At 43.4% G+C, this 24129-nt stretch carries 8 protein-coding genes; 4 read left to right on the top strand and 4 right to left on the bottom strand.

What is annotated here, in order from left to right; all coding sequences use genetic code 11:
• Positions 1–69 precede the first annotated feature (69 nt).
• From AACU32_RS12345 to AACU32_RS12335, 3 genes are all read left to right on the top strand, one after another.
• Complete coding sequence (locus AACU32_RS12345; protein WP_096599861.1) at positions 70–16365, top strand: pre-peptidase C-terminal domain-containing protein; 16296 nt, start codon at positions 70–72, stop codon at positions 16363–16365.
• 211 nt (positions 16366–16576) lie between these two features.
• The gene (gene dapB, locus AACU32_RS12340; RefSeq protein ID WP_096599859.1) at positions 16577–17413 is read left to right on the top strand and encodes a 4-hydroxy-tetrahydrodipicolinate reductase; all 837 of its coding nucleotides are present in this window, start codon (positions 16577–16579) and stop codon (positions 17411–17413) included.
• A gap of 115 nt (positions 17414–17528) precedes the next feature.
• Positions 17529–18236, top strand: coding sequence for a phosphate ABC transporter permease (locus AACU32_RS12335; protein WP_096599857.1), 708 nt, complete (start codon positions 17529–17531; stop codon positions 18234–18236).
• Between the two features lie 4 nt (positions 18237–18240).
• On the opposite strand, the gene AACU32_RS12330 is transcribed toward AACU32_RS12335, so the two are convergent.
• Together AACU32_RS12330 and AACU32_RS12325 are read right to left on the bottom strand one after the other, a co-directional pair.
• Positions 18241–19473: an RNA-guided endonuclease InsQ/TnpB family protein gene (locus AACU32_RS12330; RefSeq protein ID WP_096599855.1), complete on the bottom strand. Its 1233-nt coding sequence runs from the start codon at positions 19471–19473 to the stop codon at positions 18241–18243.
• A 208-nt stretch (positions 19474–19681) separates the two neighbouring features.
• Entirely contained in the window at positions 19682–20311 is a 630-nt protein-coding gene (locus AACU32_RS12325; RefSeq protein WP_096599853.1) for a precorrin-8X methylmutase, read from the bottom strand.
• 329 nt (positions 20312–20640) lie between these two features.
• Here AACU32_RS12325 and AACU32_RS12320 point away from each other — a divergent pair, with 329 nt between their 5' ends.
• Entirely contained in the window at positions 20641–21948 is a 1308-nt protein-coding gene (locus tag AACU32_RS12320; protein ID WP_096599851.1) for a family 10 glycosylhydrolase, read from the top strand.
• Positions 21949–22032: 84 nt separating this feature from the next.
• Here AACU32_RS12320 and AACU32_RS12315 read toward each other — a convergent pair whose 3' ends face one another.
• Complete coding sequence (locus AACU32_RS12315) at positions 22033–23061, bottom strand: hypothetical protein (protein WP_096599849.1); 1029 nt, start codon at positions 23059–23061, stop codon at positions 22033–22035.
• Between the two features lie 10 nt (positions 23062–23071).
• The gene (locus AACU32_RS12310) at positions 23072–23317 is read right to left on the bottom strand and encodes a hypothetical protein (protein WP_096599847.1); all 246 of its coding nucleotides are present in this window, start codon (positions 23315–23317) and stop codon (positions 23072–23074) included.
• Between the last annotated feature and the right edge of the window lie 812 nt (positions 23318–24129).

Here is a 24129-nt window from a genome sequence, read left to right as displayed (position 1 = left end):
TTACTATACAGTATCCCAGAATATACGTAAGTAAATATAATTAGCTATATGTGACACCAAGTACCAATCATGACTGATACTATTGGCAATTCCTTAGAGCAAGCCAAAGAGCTTGGTTTGCTTGTGAGTCCGTTTAGCTTGAGTGAAGAGATAGGTGATAGTGATTATTACGACTATTACAGATTCCGCATCGATGCCAATAATACCGTCAATCTCAACCTCAGTGGACTGAGTGCAGATGCGAATTTAGGACTCTACAGCAGCAATGGCTCTGGAATTGCCTATTCTTCAAACTCAGGGACAACCAATGAAACAATTAGTAAAAATTTGGCTCCGGGCACTTACTATGTATTAGTTTCCCGTACTGCTACAGGTACTACCACTTATAACTTACAACTTGGCAAAACGGCTTTAGGCGCGACACCAACAGATTTAGCTGGGGATAGTTTTGATACAGCAAGGAATATTGGCGCGATCGCTAGTACTGCTCAATCTTACACCGACTTTAGCGGCGATTTTTCTGGACTGGCACAGGATAATTATGATTATTATCGGCTGCAACTCACTCAAAATAGCACCCTCAACCTCAGCCTGAGTGACTTAAGCAGCGACGCGAACCTATATTTATACAGTATTGGCGGAAATTACATTACCGCTTCCACTGCTGGGGGAAATACTAACGAGTCGATTATTCGCAACTTGACAGCGGGCACATATTATGCTTTGGTGCAAAAATCTGGTAGTGGTGGGACTAATTACAAATTACAAACTTCTGCGACTGGGTTAGGCGCTATCCCCGCTGACAGTGCCGGGGAAACTATAGAAACAGCGAGAAATATTGGTACGATTGGCACAACAGCCCAAACTTTTAGTGATTTTGTTGGTGATTTCAATGGGCTATCTCAAGATAATCGAGATTATTATCGTCTGCAACTGAGTGACAATAGTACGCTAAATCTCAGCCTGAGTGGGTTGAGTAGTGATGCCAATTTATATCTATATAATGGTGTCGGTACTTATATTGTTGGCGCAGCGAATGCGGGAATAGCTAATGAGTCGATTATCCGCAATCTTGGCGCGGGAACATATTATGTTTTAGTTGAAAAATCTGGTACTGGGGGGACAAATTACAGTTTACAAACTTCCGCCACAGCTTTAGGTGTAATTCCCAGTGATAATGCAGGTAGTACGCTAGAAACTGCGCGGAATTTGGGTGTAATTAGTACTACAGCCCAAAATGTGAGCGATTTTGTTGGTGATTTCAACGGGCTATCTCAAGATAATCGAGATTACTATCAAATCCAACTTAATCAAAATAGTACTCTGAACTTGAGTTTGAGTGGATTGAGTAGCGATGCAAATTTGTATTTGTACAATAGCGTCGGTGGCTATATTACGGGTTCGTCTGCTGCGGGAACAGCTAGCGAATCAGTTATTCGTAATCTTAACTCTGGTATTTATTATGTTTTAGTGGAAAAATCTGGGACTGGGGGAACAAATTACAATTTGCAAGCTTCCGCCAGTACTATTGGGGGAATTCCTGTTGATAATGCTGGTAATAATCGCGATATCGCCAGAAATATTAGTACTTTAACTAGTACTGTCCAAACATTCAATGATTTTATTGGGGACTTTAACGGCTTAACTACTGATAATGAAGACTATTATCAATTTAATCTGACTCAAAATAGCAATGTAACGCTGAATTTGAGTGGTTTAAGTTCTGATGCCAATCTATATCTATATAACAGTTTTGGTTCATATATTACAGGTTCTTCAGGTTCGGGAATTTCGCAAGAGTCAATTATTAGTCAATTGACACCGGGAAGTTATTATGTATTTGTGCAAAAAGTTGGCAGTGGTGGCACAAATTACAGTTTACAAGCTTCCGCAACGGCAGCAACTGGGACTATCCCAAATACTAGTTCAGTACTAGATACAGCAGTTAATTTAGGTGCTGTTAGTACTCTGCAAACTATCAATGACTCTGTTAATAATAGCAACACCAGAGATTATTATCGGCTACAACTGGCGCAAAATAGTACTTTGAATGTATTTTTGAGCGATTTCACGGCTGATGTCAACATTAATCTTTATAGTAGTGGTGGTAGTTATATCACTGGTAGTTCGGCGGCGGGGATTACCAATGAAGCAATTATTAGGAATTTAACTGCGGGAATTTATTTTGTTGAAGTCGTTAACAATAGTAGTAGTACGACTAACTATAAATTACAAGCTTCAGCTAATTCTCTGGGTGCAACTCCGGGAGATAGCGCGGGAAATGAGCGTGAAAATGCGCGAAATATTGGCGTAATTAGTAGTAGTCAAAGTTTTAATGATTTTATTGGCAATTTTAACGATTTAACTCAAGATACCTATGATTACTACCGTCTGGAATTATCTGAGAATAGTAAACTCAATCTGAATTTGAAAGGATTGAGTGCTAATGCGGATTTGTATTTATATAATCAGGCTGGTGGGACAATTACTTCTAGTTCAGCATCTGGAATCGCTAACGAATCGCTGATTACAAATCTCGCAGCCGGCACTTACTTTGCTTTAGTTTACAGAAATGATAACAGTGCGGGGACGAATTATACTCTCGATGTTTCTGCGACTACTTTAGGTGCAGTTCCGGTTGATAATGCTGGTAATGAAAGAGAAACGGCTAGATATATTGGTGCTGTCAGTAGTAGTCAAAGCTTCGGCGATTATATTGGCGATTTTAATGGGATTGTTCAAGATAACTATGACTATTACCGCTTAGATTTAACTCAGAACAGTACACTCAATCTTACCCTGAATGGACTCAGTTCTAATGCTGATATCTCTCTCTACAATTTCGCTGGTGGCTATCTAGCTGGAACATCTGCGGGTGGAACAGCAAACGAATCAATTATTCGCAATCTTAGCGCCGGGACGTATTTTGTTCAAGTCAATAAAAATGGGAGTGGCGGGACAAATTATAATCTCCAAGTTGCTGCGAATGCGTTAGGTGCAACGCCTGCTGATAATGCTGGAAATGATAGAGACACAGCCAAAAATATTGGCGTTATTACTACTACCCAAAGCTTTAATGATTTTATTGGCGATTTTAATGGTGTAGTTGCAGATAACTACGACTACTATCGTCTGCAACTGACACAAAACAGTACGCTAAATCTCAGCCTGAGTGGATTGAGTAGTGATGCGAATTTGTCCCTTTATAACAGCAATGGTGGATATATTACTCAAAGTTCGGCTAGCGGTTTAGCTAATGAAATATTAAAGCAAAATCTCCAAGCTGGTACTTATTATGCTTTGGTGCAGAAGTATGGGAGTGGTAAGACTAACTATAGTTTACAAGTAGGTGCAACTTCCTTAGGTGCGACTCCGGCTGATATTGCGGGGAGTACTTTGGATACGGCGAAAAATATTGGAATTCTCAACGGTACACCGCAAAACTTCACTGATTTTATTGGTGACTTTAATGGGTTAGCTAATGATGATTATGACTACTATCGCTTGCAGTTAGATCAAAATAGCACCGTTAATTTAACTTTGAGTGGGTTGAGTGCGGATGCAAATTTATCTCTCTATACAGTTGCGGGGGGATATATTACCGCGTCTAATAGTGCAAATACAGCCAATGAGTCAATTACTCGCAGTTTGACTGCGGGAACTTATTATGCGCTAGTTAGTAAAAATGGTGCTGGAAAAACAACTTACACTCTGCAAGCAAAAGCATTACAGTTAGACACAGCACAAAATATTCCGAATCTGAATAATGCTAACCTGACGGGGACTGTGAGCAATACTGATAATAGTGATTATTATCGGTTTCAACTGACAAGCAATAACACGGTGAGTTTTAGTCTTACTGGACTGAGTTCTAACGCCGATTTATATCTATATAATAGTAACGGAGAAGCGATCGCTTCCTCTACCCTCTCCAGCGTAAATAACGAAACCTTTTCTCCCACTCTCACCGCCGGAACTTATTACATCCACATCAATAAACCGGATACTGGTAGTACTAGCTATACTCTACAAGCAAGTACCCTTTCTCTGGGTGCGACTTCCCCAGATAACGCCGGGAATACTTTAGAAACGGCGAAAGAAGTTGGTGTTCTCACAAATACTGTCAATTTTAGCGAAAATGTTGGCGATAGCGATGCTTACGATTATTACCGCTTCCGTCTCAATGAAAACAGCACAGTCAATCTCAATCTCACTGGGTTAATTAACAATGCTGAGTTATACCTGTATCGTAGCGATGGTGGCTTAATTAACAATTCCCTTGGCGGTGGTACAGGAAATGAAATCGTTACCAGCAATCTCCTAGCGCCAGGAATTTACTATGCTTTAGTCTACCGCAACAGTGCAGGTAGTACTCCCTACAATTTACAACTTTCCCGCACTGCTTTAGGCACTATCCCCGCTGATCCTGCCGGTGATAATTTTGATAATGGGAGAAATCTGGGTACTATCACCACAACCCAGAACCTCACCGATTTTATCGGTAACTTTAACGGACTGGCAAACGATGACAATGATTACTACCGTTTGCAATTATCGCAAAATAGTACGCTGACACTCAACCTGAGTGGATTGAGTAGTGATGCCAACTTATATCTATATAGTAGTGGTGGTTATTCCCTTGCTAGTTCCTATGGCAATCTGTATAACGAGTCAATTATCCGCAACCTCGCGAGTGGAACTTATTATGTTCTCGTACAAGATGCTAGCAATAGCGGAACTAATTACAATTTACAAGTTTCTGCAACGGCTTTAACTGCCACACCTGCTGATAATTCGGGAAATAGCTTCGACACTGCGAAGAATTTAGGCGCGATTACCACCGCGCAAACGGTTACTGATTTCGTTGGCGATTTCAACGGGTTAACTGACGATACCTACGATTACTACCGCCTGCAACTTAACCAAAATAGCACCCTCACCCTCAACTTAAGTGGATTAAGTTCTGATGCCAACTTATATCTATATAATAGCGTTGGTACGAATATCATCAGTTCCACTGGTTCAGGAAACTCCAACGAGTCAATTATTCGTAACCTGAACGGGGGAATTTATTATGTCTTAGTGCAAAAATATGGTGAAGGTGGTACAACCTACAACTTACAAGCCGCTGCAACTGCTTTAAGCGCAATCCCCGCAGATAACGCAGGTAACACCATAGAGACAGCCAAGAATTTAGGCGCTGTCAGCACCACCGCGCAAACGGTTACTGATTTCGTTGGCGATTTCCAAGGGTTAACTGACGATAACTACGATTACTACCGCCTGCAACTCAGTCAAAATAGCACCCTCAACCTCGGCTTAGCTGGTTTAAGTTCTGATGCCAACTTATATCTATATGATAGCGTTGGTAGTAACATCACCTCTTCCAACGGTTCGGGAATCTCCAACGAATCAATCATTCGCAACCTCTTCGCCGGCATTTATTACGTTGGGGTGCAAAAATATAGCAGTGGCGGTACAAACTACACCTTACAAGCCTCAGCCACTTCCTTGGCGACAACTCCCGCTGATAATGCTGGTGAAAACCGCGATGTTGCGAAAAATATCGGCAATTTAACCAGCAACGCCCAATCTTTCAGCGATTTTGTTGGTGATTTTAACGGTTTAGTTCAAGATACTTACGATTACTACAAATTCCAAGTTACGCAAAATAGTAATGTTACCCTCAATCTCAACGGTTTGAGTTCTGATGCCAATTTGTACTTGTACAACAGTTTTGGTAGTTATATTACAGCTGCGACAGGTTCCAGTATTGTCAACGAAACAATTAATTACGCCTTGACAACTGGCACTTATTATGCATTAGTACAAAAAATTGGCAATGGCGGTACAAATTACAACTTTACTGCGGCGGCGACAGCGACAACGGCAACCATACCAAACACCAATTCTGCCTTAGATACCGCCGTCAGTTTGGGAACTCTCAGCACTCTGCAAACTGTTACGAACTCAGTTAATAACACCACCAACCCCAAAGACTATTATCGCATCCAGCTAGCAAATCCCAGCACAGTCAATTTAACGCTGAGTGAATTGAGTGCGGATGCTTATCTTTATCTTTACAGTAGCGGTGGTACTTATATTACTGGGAGTAATGCATCAGGAATAACCAATGAAAACATTACGCGCAATTTAGCCGCTGGTACTTATTTTATTGAAGTTAGCAACAACAACACAGGCACGGCTAACTATAAATTACAAGCTGCTGCCACTTCACTGGGGACAATTCCGGTAGATAATGCTCTAAGCGATCGCCAATCTGCAAGAAATATTACTATTACTAGTACCAGCCAAACCTTCAACGATTATATTGGCGACTTCAACGGCTTAACCCAGGATAACTACGACTTCTACCGTTTTGATTTAACTCAAAATAGTACCTTAACCCTAAATCTCACAGGTTTAAGTGCTGATGCTAGCTTATATCTGAGCAACCTGAATGGCGGTACAGTTGCCTATAGTAGCACCACTGGCAACGCCAACGAATCGATTACTAAAAACTTAGCACCCGGAACTTATTTTGCTTACGTCTACAATAATGGTACTGGCGGTACAAACTATTCTCTCCAAGCAACAGCTACCGCCTTAGCCGCAACTCCGGGAGATAATGCGGGAAATAGTCGCGAAACTGCGAGAAATCTCGGCGTAATTACTACCAGTCAAACCTTGAATGACTTTGTTGGCAATTTTAACGGTATTGCCGAGGATAATGAAGACTACTACCGCTTAGATTTAGCGCAAAATAGCACCCTGAATTTAAGTTTAACTGGGTTAACCGCCGATGGGAATTTGTACTTATACAGCCTCAATGGCAGCGGTATCGCCTATAGTACCAATTCTGGCACAGCGAGTGAGTCAATTATCAAAAATCTTGTCGCGGGAACTTACTTTCTGCGGGCGTACAGCAACGCTAGCGTCGGGACAAATTACGCTTTGCAAGTGAGTGCGACACCGTTGGGTGCCATTCCGTTAGATAATGCAGGAAGCGATCGCAATACAGCCAAAAACATCGGCACGATTACCACCAACCAAACCTTCAGCGATTTTGTTGGTGATTTCAACGGTATTGCCCAAGATGATTATGATTATTACCGCCTGCAACTCACCCAAAATAGTACCTTAAATCTGAGTCTGAGTGGATTGAGTTCAGATGCTAACCTCTATCTCTACAACAGCAATGGTGGTTACATCACCGGCACATCTGCAACTGGTACAGCCAACGAAAATATCAATTACAACCTCCTCCCTGGAACTTATTACGCCTTGGTGCAAAAATCTGGAACAGGTAACACCACCTATAATTTCCAAGTCGGGGCGACATCTCTAGGGGCGACACCAGCCGATTTAGCCGGAAATAACCTCGACACAGCCAGAGAAATCACAAACATTACCACCACCGCCCAAAGTTTCAGTGATTTTGTTGGCGACTTCTACGGTTTATATCAAGATAACTACGACTACTACCGCCTAGAGTTAGCAGGTAATACCAAAGTAGATTTAAAACTCAGCGGCTTGAGTGCTGATGCTAACCTCAATCTTTACACCATCGCTGGTAATTATATTACTGGTTCTAGCGGTGCTGGCATTTCCGAAGAGAATATCAGCCGCAACCTCGCCGGTGGCACATACTTTGTCAGGGTTGATAAATATGGCGCAGGTGCTACCAACTATAATTTACAAGTATCCGGAACCTCCTTACCCGCCACCCCAGCCGACAACGCAGGCAATATCCTCACCGCCGCCAAAGATATCGGCGTTCTGATTAATACCCAAACATTCAGTGATTATATTGGCAACTTCCTAGAACTTTCCCAAGACAACTACGATTATTACCGCTTTGAACTCACCAAAGACAGCAGCTTAACTTTAGCCCTCAGTGGATTAGCTACAGGAACTAGTACCAGTATCACCCTCCTCGATAGTGCCGGCAATGCCATTACCAGTGGCACAAACGCCATCAACACCTTATTATTTACTGGAGTTTACTACGCCCGTGTCGCTTCCACCTATGGAGTGGGAACAGACTATAAACTCACCGCCACAGCCACATCTGTGGAAGACTCAGCCGGTAACTCCCTCAGCGAAGCCAGAGATTTAAGCATCCTCACCGGAACCCAAACCTTAAACGATTTTGTTGGTGAGTTAGATCGTAACGATTATTATCGCTTTGAACTGACTCAAGCCAGTACCTTTAACTTAGCCCTCAACGGTTTAACTGCCGATGCCAATGTCGAATTACTGAGTAATAATGGCAGCACCCTTGCCAGTTCTACCGCCTTTGGCACATCCCCAGAATCAATAAGCAGAGACTTAGAAGCCGGAACTTACTACCTCCGCACTTATCGCAATAGCGGTAATACAAATTACAACTTAAATTTAACTGCCACACCCAAAACCACAATTACCCCCTTCCAAATTCGCCAAGTTAGCCCAAATACAGGTAGTAACGCCGGGCAAACTACTATCACCATTGAGGGAAATCAATTTACACCGGGTGCAGCCGTCAGTTTAATCGCCCCCAATAATACCATCCGCACCGCTAGCCAAGTTACCTGGCAAAATAGCAGCACCTTAGTAGCTAGCTTTAATTTAGCAGGATTGACTGCCGGAGCCTACGATGTGCGGGTAACAGATACTGCGGGGACAGCGACAGTCAACGATATCTTTAATGTTAACGGTGCGGCGCCCGGTCAGCTAGAAGTATTTGTTAGTGCGCCTGGAAGAATGCGCCCTTGGATGACAGGAGAAGCAATTATTACTTACCGCAATGCGGGTAACACAGATATTCCTGTTCCAGTATTTAGCTTAGATGGCAGTCAAATTTTATTTCGTCCCACAGGCGGAACTGGCTTTACTGATAGTGCAGTACAATTTTTGGGCATTAATACTCAGGGTGCAGCGGGAGTTCTCGCCCCTGGTGCAACAGGTAGCTACTCCTTCCTGTTCCGTCCCAAAGCCGGCGCTACTAGTGGCAGTTTGAACATCAGCACCCCCAGAAATGGTGCAACCATTGATTGGAATGCTTTGAAAGATAGTAGCCGACCTGCTTATGTATCAGCAGAAGCCTGGAATGTTATTTATAATAACTTTGTCAATGCAGTTGGCAATACCAGCGATAGCTATCAAGCAGTCATCAATGAAAATGCCAGCTATTTGGCTCAATTGGGTGAATCCACCACAGATATTGCCAAATTGCTGGGCTTTGAATTCCAGCAAGCTAGCAATACTTTCCCTGGCACAACATTAGCAACTGCAATTGATGCTACTGCACCCACACCGGGATTATCTTTAACCTTTGGACGCACCTATCTCCAACCCATAGCTGAACGTTTCAATTTAGGCGCATTGGGAAGAGGTTGGACGCATCCCTGGGACTTTACCGCAACTGCCGATAGCGATGGTAACGTGAGGATTAAAGGCTATGGCAGCTTGCGCTTCTTCAATAAACAAGCTGATGGTAGTTATAGCAGTGAATCAGGAGACTATGCTACCCTCAGCCTCATGTCAGGCGTGTATCGTCTCCAAGAAAAAGATGGGACTGTGCGCGTCTTCCGCAATGATGGCAAGCTGAACTATCTGGAAGATGCTAGCGGTAACCGGATTACGTTGGGCTATACAGGTTCGCAACTAACAAGCCTAAATCACTCCAATGGGGACAAATTCACTCTCACTTATAATGCCCAAGGTCGAATTAATAAACTCACAGACCAAGCAGGACGGATTACAACTTACACATACGATACCACAGGCGATCGCTTGCTCAGTGTCTCTGGCCCAGATGGCACAACTACCTACACCTACGACAGTAGTAACACTGGAGCCACAGCTTACGCCTTGCGCTCAATTACTTTACCTGGCGGTACTCATAACTACTTTGACTATGATACTCAAGGCAGGCTAATCAAGCAAAATCTTGATGGTAATGCGGAAGCCGTTACCTATACTTACGACTTTGCAGGCGGTATTACCGTCAAAGATACCACCGGAAATATTACCAAGCTATTAGTAAATGATGCCGGTCAAATTGGACAACTGCAAGATGCACTAGGTCGGATCACACAGTACCGCTACGATGAAAATGGTAATGTAGTCAGAATTATTGCACCTGGTAATACCCTATCTGCTTTTACCTACGACAGCAAAGGTAATTTGAATAGTAGCGTCGATGCTCTTGGTCAAAAACTAGAGTTTACCTATGATTCTAACTTTAATAAGCTGCAAACCTTAGAGGATCAGCGAGGTAACTTTACCAATCTGCAATATGACGGTGGCGGTAATGTCTCCAAAATTGCCTACGCAGATGGCAGTATAGAAACTTACAGCTACGACACTAAAGGCAATCTTACTGTTGGAGTTAACCGTCGAGGTCAAAACATTGTCTACAGCTATGACAGCCGAGGACTTTTACTCAGCAAGAGTTACGCCGACGGCACAACAGCTAGCTTTACCTACGATAATCGGGGCAATTTACTGACTGCTACTGATGCAGATAGTAGCTTTAGTTACACTTACGATAGTGGCGATCGCATCACTAAAGTCACTCAGGGGTCTGGGCGATTTGTGGAATTTACTTATAACGCCAATGGTCTGCGGACAAAGATGGTCGATCAAAGTGGTGCTACGACTAACTACGCTTATAATGCAGCGGGCAGACTTTCAGAATTAACTAATGGTAGTGGCACGCGAATTATTGCTTATACCTACGACGGTGCAGGTCGAGTAGTACGGGAAGACAACGGTAATGGTACTTACACAACCTACACCTATGATGTAGTTGGACAAATTACCAATGTTGTTAACTATAAAGCTGATGCCTCAGTAAATTCTCGCTTTGATTATACCTACGATAATTTAGGACGAAGGACTAGCCTGACTACCCTTGAGGGTAAAACTACTTATGGCTATGATGCGATCGGTCAACTGACATCTGTTACCTTACCAGGTGGACGCAAAATTGAATATGTCTACGATGCAGCAGGTAATCGGATTTCTGTCAAGGATAATAGTGTCACAACTGCCTACACCACTAACAACCTCAACCAATACACCAACGTTGGCGGAGTTAGTCGCATCTACGATCTAGATGGTAACCTGATTAGCAAAACTCAAGGTGGTCAAACTTCAACTTATACTTACGACCAAGAAAATCGTTTAATTGGTGCTGTCACCCCAGATGGTACTTGGAGTTACGAATATGATGCCCTAGGTAATCGCATTGCTAGTGTGAAAAATGGGCAACGAACTGAGTACCTCATCGATCCAGTTGGGTTGGCGAGTGTAGTTGGGGAATACAATGGTACAGGCAGTTTGCTTGCGCGTTATACCAACGGTGTCGGTTTGGTAAGCCGCACAGATAGTAGCAATGCCACAACCTATTATGATGTTGATGCGATCGGTTCGGTAGTAGGATTGACTGGTGGGACAGGCAGTTATCTTAATCGCTACAGTTACTTACCATTTGGCGAAGATTTAACCAAAACAGAAACCGTTGCTAACCCCTTTGAGTATGTTGGAATGTGGGGTGTGACCGATGAAGGTAACGGTTTGGACTTCATGAGATCCAGGTACTACGAAACCAACACCGGAAAATTTACTTCCATCGACCCCATTGGCTTCTTGGGTGGTAGCAGTAATTTATATGCCTACGTTGATAATAAACCCCTGGGAGCGATCGATCCTCAAGGTACTTTCCTAGTCCCTCTAGCTGTAGGCGGTGCGATTATTGGCGGACTTGTCGGTGCAGCTTCCTATGGAATCAGCACAGCCTTGACAGGTGGTCAATTTTCTGCGGGAGGACTAATTGGTGCTACCGTTGGCGGTGCAGCCTATGGTGGCGTTGTCGGCGGCACCGGCGGACTTGCAGCTTTGGGGACTGTGGGAGGTGCTATTGGTATGGCTGGCGTAGGCGCAGCTACCAATGCACTGGGATACGGTATTGAAAAAGGAATTGATGGTGGATTTAGTTGGGGTGGTTTAGGAACAGCCGCAGGATTAGGCGCTTTAACAGGCTGGATACCTTGGAAAATGCTGGGTTATAACGGCCGAGGCGCAACAGCTTTTGGTTCCAAATACATGATTCCGCCTAAGTTGTCGAATGTGCTGTCCGGAGCAACAAAATCAGGACAATCTTTATGGAAGAGTTTAGGTTTGAGTGGTTTAGCGGGAATAGGTGCAAACTTAGGTAAAGCAGGTCTTGAATTCCTCTTTGCTGTCGATCCCAACGATATCATCGGCCCCGCAGGTTACGGCACTCAAGGCTACTTCACCCCTTACCAAACCTTACCCTACCTGATTCGCTTCGAGAACCAAGCCTCAGCCACTGCACCAGCAGTCTTTGTCACCGTCACTCACCAAATTGACGCTGACCTCGACCTCAGTACCTTTGAACTCGGCGACTTTGGCTTTGGCAATATCTACATCGATGTTCCCGACGACCTCCAAGCCTACAACACCAGGGTCGATTTGCGCGATACCATCGGCTACTATGTCGATTTCAACGCCAGCCTTAACACTACCACCCGCACCGCCACCTGGAAATTAACCACCATTGATCCCACAACGGGCGAATTACCAACTAACCCCGATGCAGGTTTCTTACCCCCCAATAACGCTACCCACGATGGAGAAGGCTTTGTTAACTACAGTATCAAACCCAAAGCTAACCTGACCACTGGTACGCAAATTGACTCGGTTGCCAGCATTGTCTTTGATACTAATGACCCGATTGCTACACCACTATGGCGAAATACGGTTGACATCAGCGACCCGACTAGTACTATTTCTGCCCTACCCACAACCACGAATAGTTCTAACTTTACCGTTTCTTGGTCAGGAACAGACAACGGTAGCGGTATCGCTTCCTACGATATCTTTGCATCTGTGAATGGCGGTGCATTTACACTTTGGCAAGACGACATCACAGCTACCTCAGCCCAGTATAGTGGTGCAACTGGCAATACCTATGCCTTCTACAGCATCGCTAAAGATAATGTCGGCAATCTGCAAGCTGTTCCCCTAATTGCCCAAGCTACCACTAAAGTAATTGCCGGGACTACACCGTCAATTAGCATTAGCGATGTCACGGTAATTGAAGGGCTGAATCCAAATGCTGTAGTTACAGTCACCCTATCTGCGCCCAGCACTCAAACAATTACCGTTCAATATACAACAGCTAACGGCCGTGCGATCGCTCTTAGTGATTTCTCCACAGTTACTAACACTCTCACCTTTGCTGCTAATCAAACCAGCAAAACAATTAGCATTCCCATCCTTAATGACAATCTCAATGAACCTGATGAAACATTTACTGTTAATCTGAGTAACCCCAGCAATGCTACTCTCGCTAAAACTCAAAGTATCGTCACCATCAGTGATACCCTCACAGCCAATACAACCACTACATTACCAACTGGTGTAGAAAACCTGACTTTGTCTGGTACAAGTAACATTAATGGCATCGGTAATAGTGGAAATAACATCATCACTGGCAACAGTGGCAACAACAGAATCGATGGTGGTACAGGTGTTGATACTTTAATTGGCAGCACTGGTGATGATATTTATGTCGTCGATACAACTACTGATACGCTAACCGAAGCACCTAATTCTGGTACAGATACAGTTGAGTCTTCTGTTACCTTTAGCTTAGCCACAGCTGCTAATGTGGAAAACCTGACGCTGACGGGTACAGGTAATATCAATGGTACAGGGAATACTGGCAATAACTTAATTACAGGTAACACTGGCAACAACCAACTCGACGGCGGTACTGGGGTTGATACTTTAGTTGGTGGTGCTGGTAATGATATTTACAACATTGATAGCAGTGATACCGTCACTGAAGCGGCAAATGCGGGTACAGATACGATTCAAGCAGACTTTAGCTTTAATCTGACAACTTTCGCCAATGTAGAAAATTTGACGCTAACGGGTACAGCCAATATCAATGCTACAGGCAGTATTGGCAATAACTTGATTGTCGGTAATAGCGGTAATAACCAACTTGATGGCGGTGATGGCAATGATACCCTCAATGGCGGTGCTGGTGTTGATAGCTTGATTGGCGGTGCTGGTAACGATACTTACATCATTGATAGCAGTGATATCGTCACAGAAGCTGTAAATGCAGGTACAGATACAATTCAAGCAGACTTTAACTTTAATCTGGCAACTGTCGCCAATGTAGAAAACCTGACGCTAACAGGTACAGCCAATATCAATGCTACAGGTTCTGCTGGCGATAATTTAATTGTCGGCAATAGCGGCAATAATCAACTCAGCGGTGGCGACGGTAATGATACCCTTAATGGCGGTGCTGGTGTTGATAGCTTGATTGGTGGTGTAGGTAATGATATTTACATCATTGACACCAGTGATGTGATTACCGAAGCTGTCAACGGGGGCACAGATACAATTCAAGCAGGCTTTAGCTTTAATCTGGCGACTGTCGCCAATGTAGAAAACCTGACGCTGACGGGGACAAGTAATATCAATGCTACAGGTTCTGCTGACAATAACTTAATTACTGGCAATAGCGCCAATAACCGCCTCGATGGTGGTGCAGGGATAGATACTTTAGCTGGCGGTGCAGGTAATGATACTTATGTTGTTGATACAACTACTGATGCGATCCAAGAAAACAGTAATGCTGGGATTGACACAATTGAAGCTTACCTCAGTTTTAATTTAACTGCGATCGCGAATGTTGAAAACCTTACCCTCATCGGTAGCGCTAATTTGAACGCTACAGGTGATGGTGGTAATAACCTGATTGTAGGTAATAGCGGTAATAACCAACTCGACGGTGGCAACGGCAATGATACCCTCAATGGTGGTGCTGGTGTTGATAGCTTGATTGGTGGTGCTGGTAACGATACCTACATCATTGACAGCAGCGATATCGTCACCGAAGCTGTGAATGGGGGCACAGATACGATTCAAGCAGGCTTTAGCTTTAATTTAACAACAGTCGCCAATGTAGAAAACCTGACGCTGACTGGTACAAGTAATCTCAATGGTACAGGCACTGCTGCTAATAACTTGATTGTGGGTAATAGCGGTACTAACCAACTCGATGGTGGTGACGGCAATGATACCCTCAATGGCGGTGCTGGTGTTGATAGCTTGATTGGTGGCATTGGTAATGATACTTACATCATTGATAGCAGTGATATCATCACCGAAGCTGCAACTAGTGACATAGATACAATTCAAGCAAGCTTTAGCTTTAATCTGGCGACTGTCGCCAATGTAGAAAACCTGACGCTGACAGGTACAGCCAACATCAATGGTACAGGCTCTGCTGGCAATAACTTAATTACAGGTAACACTGGCAACAACCAACTCGACGGCGGTGCAGGAATAGACACTTTAGTTGGTGGTGCTGGTAATGATATCTACATCATTGATAGCAGTGATACCGTCACCGAAGCGGTAAATGCGGGCACAGATACAATTCAAGCAGGCTTTAGCTTTAATCTGACAACTGTCGCCAATGTAGAAAATCTGACGCTGACTGGTACAGCCAATATCAATGGTACAGGCACTGCTGCTAATAACTTGATTGTCGGTAATAGCGGTAATAACCAACTTGATGGCGGTGATGGCAATGATACTCTCAATGGCGGTACTGGTGTTGATAGCTTGATTGGTGGTTTAGGCAATGATACTTATATCATTGATAGCAGTGATGTGATTAACGAAGTGGCAAATAGTGGCACAGATACAATTCAAGCAGACTTTAGCTTTAATCTCACAACAGTTACCAATGTAGAAAACCTGACGCTAACAGGTACAGCCAATATTAATGGTACAGGCTCTGCTGGCGATAATTTAATTGTTGGCAATAGCGGCAATAATCAACTCAACGGTGGCGACGGCAATGATACCCTCAATGGCGGTGCTGGTGTTGATAGCTTAACGGGCGGGATTGGTGTTAATACTTACGTATTCCAATTTGGACAATCGTTGATTTCAGCCCCAGACAAAATTAATGGTTTCGCCATCGGTAGCGATCGCATTGATTTATTAAATAATAGTGGTGCAGCCTTAGCAGCACCAACTAATTTCACCCGCGCTACAGACAGCACTGCTGGCACTTTACTAGACTTAGTGAATCAAATATTTACTGATGCAGACGGTGCAACATCTGGTAACCAAGCTTTAGCTGTTAACAGTGCAGCATTAGTACAAGTTACAAGCGGTGCAATATTAGGTACTTATCTCATCGTCAATGACAACACAACTGGATTGCAGACAAATCAAGATTTATTAATTAATCTTACTGGCTATACAGGCACTTTACCCGCTTTAGGAACAGTACCAGTTAGCAATTTCTTCGCCTAATCAATTGTCTCTGTGTTCTCTGTGGCTGTGCGGTTAGATAAATTTCTTTTGAACCGCAGAGAACGCAGAGGCGCAGAGGGGACAAGGGAGATGAGGGAGTGTGGGGAGTGTTCTTCCCCATCTCCCCCCATCTCCCCTATCTCTTCCCAATGCCCCATGCCCAATATTGCTCTACAATTCCTTTGTTGGTTAAAAAAGTTTTGCTCAATTTATGACGAATCAAGCTCCTATCCCAGTGATTGTCAACGGTGCTGCTGGTAAAATGGGTCGCGAAGTGGTAAAAGCTGTAGCGCAAGCACCTGACTTAAACCTAGTGGGTGCAATTGATAGCAGTCCCGAACATCAAGATAAAGATGCTGGCGAGTTGGCTGGTTTAAGCGAACCTTTAGAAGTGCCAATTACCAATCAATTAGAGCCAATGCTGGGATATGTAGCTGGGGAAAGACAAGGGCCACCAGGGGTGATAGTAGACTTTACCCATCCTGATTCAGTTTATGACAATGTTCGCAGTGCGATCGCTTACGGTATTCGTCCTGTGGTGGGGACTACTGGCTTAAGTCCAGAACAAATTCAGGATTTGGCAGACTTTGCTGATAAAGCTAGTACAGGCTGCTTGATTATTCCTAACTTCTCCATTGGTATGGTACTGCTACAACAAGCCGCGATCGCCGCCTCCCAATATTTTGAGCATGTAGAAATTATCGAACTGCATCATAATCAAAAAGCTGATGCGCCCAGTGGGACAGCAATTCAAACCGCACAATTACTAGGAGAGATTGGTAAAACTTTCAACCCTGCTGTTGTCGAAGAAACAGAAAAAATCGCTGGCGCTAGGGGTAGTTTAGCAGACGGAGGCATTCGGATTCATAGCGTCCGCTTGCCGGGATTGATTGCCCATCAGGAAGTAATTTTTGGCGCAGCTGGTCAAATTTATACTTTAAGACATGATACGAGCGATCGCGCCTGTTATATGCCAGGAGTACTACTAGCCATTCGCAAAGTCTTACAGCTAAAGTCATTAGTATATGGATTAGAAAAGTTACTTTAAACTTCAAGGTCAATGGTCAATGGTCAGTGGTCAATAGTCTTTTGTCTCCCTCATGCCCAATGCCCAATGCCCCATGCCCCATGCCCCATGCCCCATGCCCCATTAATCAACCAAAATGCTTGTCCCACTGACTCGACAGAAATTTGAACAAGTTATCCCCTTGATTGCCAGTGGTCCCCAGTATAAGTACTACTGGGGCAAGTTTTCTAACTTCATACAGCGGCTATTAATTTCTGTAGTTGCTGTAGTTGTGGTTTTGCTGGTCAAAGTCTTATTCAAGTTTGAGTTTGATCTAATAGTATTTATCCTAGGGATCATTGGCGCATTTTTCTGGCTGTGGTATCCCGTTTTTCAGGCCAGTATACGCAATGCCAAATGTCGCCGTTACAAGTACTGCGGCTTTTTCCGAGGTCGAATACTAGATTGGTGGATTACAGATCGGTTGATGGGTAAGCAAGAAACTGTTAATAGTAAAGGGGAGTTGGTAATTGTCGAAAACCGAGAAAAGCGGATTAACTTAGAAGTAGGCGATGATACAGGATTTAGCATTGAGTTTGAAGCACCACTGCGACCTGCTTACAAAGTTATTACTCGTGGACTAATTGCCGAAATGATAGTCATGTCCAATAGCCGAGATTTGGGCAGGATTGAAGAATTCAGCGATGTCTATATTCCCAATCGTGACTTATGGGTAAGCGATTACCCTTATGTGCGACAGGATTTTTTTGGTGAAGTCAGTCGTCGCTTGCGTGAAGACCCAGAAGATAGACCCCGTCGCCGTCGTCGCCCACGGCAAGATAGGGACGAAGACGATGATGCATAGTGAACTACCCACACTGACTTGGAGTGCCAAGTACAGTGTTGGCTTCTGTACTCACGGGGGAGTGCCGCAACTTGGACTTTCGCCCTAGTTTTGGTCTTACCTCCCCTCCTACAGCAGAGACGGATGAACCTTCCGCCTTTAGCATTCTGATACCTTCTGCTCTAATATTGATCGCTGCGTTTCCATCCCTATCATGATGAGTACCACAGTGAAGGCAAGTCCACTCCCTCACATCTAATGGCATTTCGTTCACTTGATAGAAACAGTTAGAGCAAAGTTTGGAACTAGGAAACCACCTATCAATCTCAACTAATTTCCCACCATTGCGTTCTAGTTTGTAGGCTAAAAAATTAGTGAATGTTCCCCATCCACAATCAGATATTGCTTTCGCCAATTTGTGATTCCGAACCATGCCCAAGACATGAAGATTCTCTACTATGACAGCTTGACTATCGCTGACCAACTTATAACTAAGTTTATGTAGGAAATCTTGCCGCGAATTGCTAACTCGTTCGTACACTTTGGCAACAACTTTTCTATATCTATTTCTTGAATTACTCCCCTTTTGCTTACGGGCTAATTTTTTCTGCTTGCGCTTGAGGTTTTTTTCATGCTTGGCAATGTGTCTAGGATTGTCGTATTTAGAAACCCTCTCGCCGTCAGTGACAACAGCAAAATGCTTCAGTCCTAAATCAATACCGTAAATCTTTCCTTCTGCACCAACAGGGGCTTCCCCTTCAAGTTCAGTCAGAATAGATGCAAAATACTTGCCTGATGGAGTTTTGCTCACAGTAACAGTTTTAATTTTCCCCTCAACTAGTCTATGTATTTTGGCTTTGACTGTTCCGATATTGCCTGGAAGTTTGACGTTGCCATCTACAATTTTGACGTTTTGAGGATACTGAATAGACTGCTTACCATGCTTGGATTTGAATTTAGGGAAAAGGGCGCGTTTATCAAAAAAGTTTTTATAGGCTGTAGTTAGATTGAGTGTTGTAGCCTGCAAAACTTGACTATAACAATCAGCTAACCATGCAGTATTTTCTGCTTTTTTGAGTTCGGGAAGCAAAGCATTGAGTGCTGAACGTCCAAGCCCTTTACCCGTTTCTTTGTAAACTTCAATAGACTTATTTAGCGCGTAATTCCACCACCAACGGGCAGACCCAAACGTTTGAGCTAATAGTATCTGTTGTTCTTTAGATGGGTATAAACGGACTTGTACAGCCTTGTGTAGCACTCAAATCACCTGATTCATATATCTATCTTACCACGATATATATTTTTTGCTAAGAGTGCTATACATAATATTAGAAAAACCTCAAATGTTCTCTGCCCTTACTCGCGAAGCCAAGGATTGCTTGAGAACGATTTCGGTTTTTCCCACCTTATATCCCGCCACTAATTCGGAGTACCGAATGAGCGTGGGGGACGAGGGCGCGATTAAGTTAACTAACTCTCTTTTGATCTCGCCCATAGGCTTGCCAAGCTAAGTCTACCAACCCATCAACGATCGCAGCTGCGACAATTGCATTTCCTTTGCGGCTGTCAGTTGTAATGTATGGTACTAAGGATTCTTGCAAGCGTTCTTTAGCAATATCTACATCCACAAATCCCACTGGGGTAGCAATTACCAAAGCAGGTCGAATTTCCTCCGCCTCAATTAATTCAACAAGTGTGGTGAGTGCTGTTTGCGCCTGACCAATCACAAAAATGCCTTCTGGATAACGCTGCGCTAGAGTTTCTATTCCCCAAGCTACACGGGTTTTTTCTTTTTGCGGACGTGTTGGGGTTTCCAGGGCGCAATATACCGGATTAGCAAAGGTATTTTGAATATCATAGCTAATCCCTACTTGTACTAAGGGCACATCTACCACAATACTGCTATGTGCAGCTAGGGCTGCTGCTCCCGCTTGCAAGGCGTTCTCAGAAAAGCGAATTAAAGACTTATACTCAAAATCGGCAGTGGCGTAAATTACCCGCCTGACAATTTCATATTCCGCTGGCGAAAATACATGATCGCCAATTTCACTATCAATGATTGCTAAACTTTGAGCATCAGTTACGTGCCATTCCATTACAATTTAGATCTATCAATTTCAGCTTTCAGCTTACCAGCTTCAACTCATTCTTCCTACTCTGGCTGAAGAAAATAATTATTCACAGTTGATAAAATCTCTGCTTTGTGGGTAGCTTTTTTAATCAGTATTTTATGGTTACATACTAAAAAATGCAGCTATTGCCCTAAATACACTAGATATATTGGGCACTTAATCATTACTGAATAAGTCAAATAATCTAAGTTGCTGAGTCTGCTTTAGACAATCTCAAGTCGGTAGTGATGCACAGGGAAGGCATAACTACCAGTTAATCAATTCTCTAGTAGGCATAAATGCTTGTAGACTATATGACTAGTAGATTCCATCACCAAAGCCTGCGCGTGTGGGTAGCTAACGCATTATTCAAACCTATGAAACTAATTTTGAAATTAATTTCTGTTTTTCAAGGTTGGCGACGTAGACACGCGTCCACTTTTAGTCAAACATTGCACAAGCGTTTTTTCCCGATACTAGTCTTGATATCGTGTATGACGATATTACTGGTAGATAACTTCACAGCGGCGATCGCTCAGATTCCCCCACTACCCCGCGAAGAAATTCGCGGAGTTTGGATGACTAACAACGATATTGATATCCTTAAGGAACGAGCCAAAGTTACCGAAGCAGTCAGCAAACTGCGAAGGCTCAATTTCAACACTATCTATCCTGTAGTGTGGAATTCTGGCTATGTCATGTATCCTAGCGCCGTAGCCAAGCGTACAGGTATCCAACCATTCGTCTTGCTCGGCGCAGACGGACATGATATTCTTGCAGACTTAATCAACCAAGCCCATCGTCAGGGACTACTCGTGATTCCTTGGTTTGAATTTGGCTTCATGGCTCCCCCAACATCAGAATTGGTAATGGAGCATCCCAACTGGTTTACACAAAAGCAAAATGGTAGCCAAACTTCGATTAGTGCTGCGGGTGAGGTGATGTGGCTGAATCCTTTCCATCCAGAAGTCCAACAGTTTATCACTAGTCTGGTGCTGGAAAACATCACCCAATACGATGTTGATGGCATTCAGTTTGACGATCACATGAGTTTGCCAGTTGAATTTGGCTACGATAAATACACAGTTGCATTGTACACTCAAGAAACAAAGAAAACTCCTCCCAGCAGTCCTGAAGATCCAGCATGGGTGCGCTGGCGAGCCGAGAAAATCACAGCATTCATGGTAAAACTAAACCAAGCTGTCAAAGCCCAAAAACCTCGGTTGATTTTCTCCGTTTCTCCCAATTACTACGACTTTGCTTACAAATTTCAACTACAAGATTGGCTCAACTGGATACGGCTGAATATTGTCGATGAACTAATTGTGCAAATTTATCGTCCCAATCTCCAAAGTTTTGTAGCTAATCTTTCCCGTCAAGAAATTCAAGAAGCGCAGAAATCGATTCCCACTGGCGTGGGAATTATGGCAGGATTGCGAAATAATCCAGTACCAATGCAGCAAATTCAATCCCAGGTTCGGGCTGCTCAAGAACGGGGTTTAGGCGTAGCCTTTTTCTATTATGAAAGCCTTTGGGAAGATTCAAAAGAAACATCTGCACAAAGACAAGCAGCATTGCAAGCCCTCTTCCGCTCTCCGGCACTGCGTGCTAGAGTCGAATAATTTGTTAGGGCAGTCAAGATTCCAAAGGTAATTTTGACTTTGGACTCTTGAGTGCCTTGATAATTAGCTGTGCAACTTAGCTTTTCAACCTCGTTCTAGCATTAAATTTGTGTCCCAGGTATACAATCCAACTTTTTCCGGAACTCTAGAGAATCGCCCTGTACGATAACCTCGCGATAACTCATTCAGCACCTTACTTTTGATTTCTCTAAGTTCATCAGCATCTAGTTCTCCATAAAGTCCAGCAATCACTTCCGCAACTGTAAAAATTTTGCCCGAATTTTGCCTTAACAGAGAGGTGATGGCATCAATCAGAAATTGACCCTCAAATGCTCTGAGCATCGGGACTATTTTTGTCCTCGGAAGGATCAGCGGTTTCTTCTTCTTCTGTCCCAGTGTCTTGGTAGAAGCATTGCTATTATTTGCATTGAGCAACCTTAAATCCAATGTATAACAACCAGGTTCATCGGGAATCGCAGACCAACTACTGCCTTTACCCTGGGTGAGTGAAGATTGGACTCTACCTTTAACTACTTTGAAGATATTTGGTTCTAAATCTCCATATAGCGATCGCACAATGAAATCTATATGACATACCGTACCACTATATGCTTGCAACACCCTTTTGATCGCTTCTATCCGATTGATACAGTCTCTATACTCAGGTAACATCGGATAGTCATGTCCTTTGATTGATTGATCTCTAGAATCAGGGGAGGACTCACTAGCTCCATTGGTACTTGCAGATTCGGACTCGTTGTTATCTGTAATAACGGATGATATATTCTGTGGCGGCAAATTTTCCGACTCTTGCAGTTGGGAGTCAGTAGATGCTAGCAAATCGGTTTCGGAATCAGAAATGTCATCCAGCGATAATTTCTCTTGTGCATGAAGAGTGGGTGTTTCATCAGTCACATGAGATTTGGTAATCTGTTTAGTGGTATCTGATGTTGACCAGTTAGACAACAAGGCTTCTACATGATTGAGACGCGATCGCGCTTCTGTATATAAGCGTTCGTACTCTTCTACAATGCGAGCATAGTAGTCTCTTAATTCCAACAGTGGAGAGAGGTAAGTGTCAGGAGGAGGTTCTAATTGTCCCTTAACAGTCATAAGGCATTAATCAATCCAAATCAGATTTACTTTTGTAAGTCATCGGTCTTGGTTTAGCTTTAGCCGCTGGTTGCTGCGGTTTTTTTGGCGCTTGGGGAGGACGACATTGCTCACAATATAACGGTCGCGGTCCAAAAGTCTCGCGTTTTGTACTCTCATTACACTGCTTGCAGATAAAGTGAAAAACACGAGTGTGGATCTCTCTTTTATGTGCCCTAACCGTATACTCTCTAACGTCTATTAACTTACTAGCCATAATAACGAGTTGTGAATTTGTGTCCTATCAATATAGCTATTCAAGCAAATGAAATAGCATCAGTGTGTATCAAGTTGCCGATTTTCAGCAATTTTACTCCTCAAGCTATAGACTCTGTGATGACCGCAATCCTATTGAGGTTCTAAATAAAAATTATCTATCACCGTCAAAAGCTGTCTCAAAAGTCATTCTCGATACACCAAGCTAGTGAAGATTCCTCTAAATCGCCCTCGAAAAGGGAGACTTAAAGCTGCACTTCTCCCCTTTCACCGTTGGCTGGGGAGTAAGAACAAAATCTCTAATATTTCAAGATACAACCTCTCTGAAGAATTTTGCCTCTAAATTAAGTCATACTTTATCAAGAAAGTCAGGGAACAGCTATCTACTCCCAATGAAAAAATTTTCATCACCATGCATCAACGACAAGGGGGATGAGGGGGATGAGGGGGACAAGGAGACACGGGGACGCAGAGAATGACAACAGTAGGGGCGGGTTCACAAATATCAACGCTTATCAATGATGATCTGAATAAACCCGCCCCTACTGCAACTGACAACTGACCATTGACCATTGACCATTAATTTTGAAGCTGTGTTGCAAATATTAAAGAAGCTGAGGCTGATATAAGAGAATAGAGTTTGTTCAGAATTTGAGCAATATTGTTACCAGAACGCAGAATTCCCCACCCTCAACCCATAGGTAGGATGGGGTAGCGATCGCTGATAACGACAAAATAGAGGACAGAAAGGAATTCTTACACATCAATCCGGAGGGACTGAATCAAGAAGATCCAAGTTGATTTTTCTCCATA

This window comes from Calothrix sp. NIES-2100 (assembly GCF_963875285.1).
Taxonomy (GTDB): domain Bacteria; phylum Cyanobacteriota; class Cyanobacteriia; order Cyanobacteriales; family Nostocaceae; genus Aulosira.
This window is presented reverse-complemented; position numbering and strand designations above follow the sequence as displayed.

What these genes read in the sequence shown, in the direction of transcription:
- AACU32_RS12335 (WP_096599857.1), top strand. Translation starts at nt 17,529, where the DNA reads ATGCTTGTCCCACTGACTCGACAGAAATTTGAACAAGTTATCCCCTTG.
- dapB (WP_096599859.1), top strand. Translation starts at nt 16,577, where the DNA reads ATGACGAATCAAGCTCCTATCCCAGTGATTGTCAACGGTGCTGCTGGT.
- AACU32_RS12325 (WP_096599853.1), bottom strand. Translation starts at nt 20,311, where the DNA reads ATGGAATGGCACGTAACTGATGCTCAAAGTTTAGCAATCATTGATAGT.
- AACU32_RS12320 (WP_096599851.1), top strand. Translation starts at nt 20,641, where the DNA reads ATGACTAGTAGATTCCATCACCAAAGCCTGCGCGTGTGGGTAGCTAAC.
- AACU32_RS12310 (WP_096599847.1), bottom strand. Translation starts at nt 23,317, where the DNA reads ATGGCTAGTAAGTTAATAGACGTTAGAGAGTATACGGTTAGGGCACAT.
- AACU32_RS12345 (WP_096599861.1), top strand. Translation starts at nt 70, where the DNA reads ATGACTGATACTATTGGCAATTCCTTAGAGCAAGCCAAAGAGCTTGGT.
- AACU32_RS12315 (WP_096599849.1), bottom strand. Translation starts at nt 23,061, where the DNA reads ATGACTGTTAAGGGACAATTAGAACCTCCTCCTGACACTTACCTCTCT.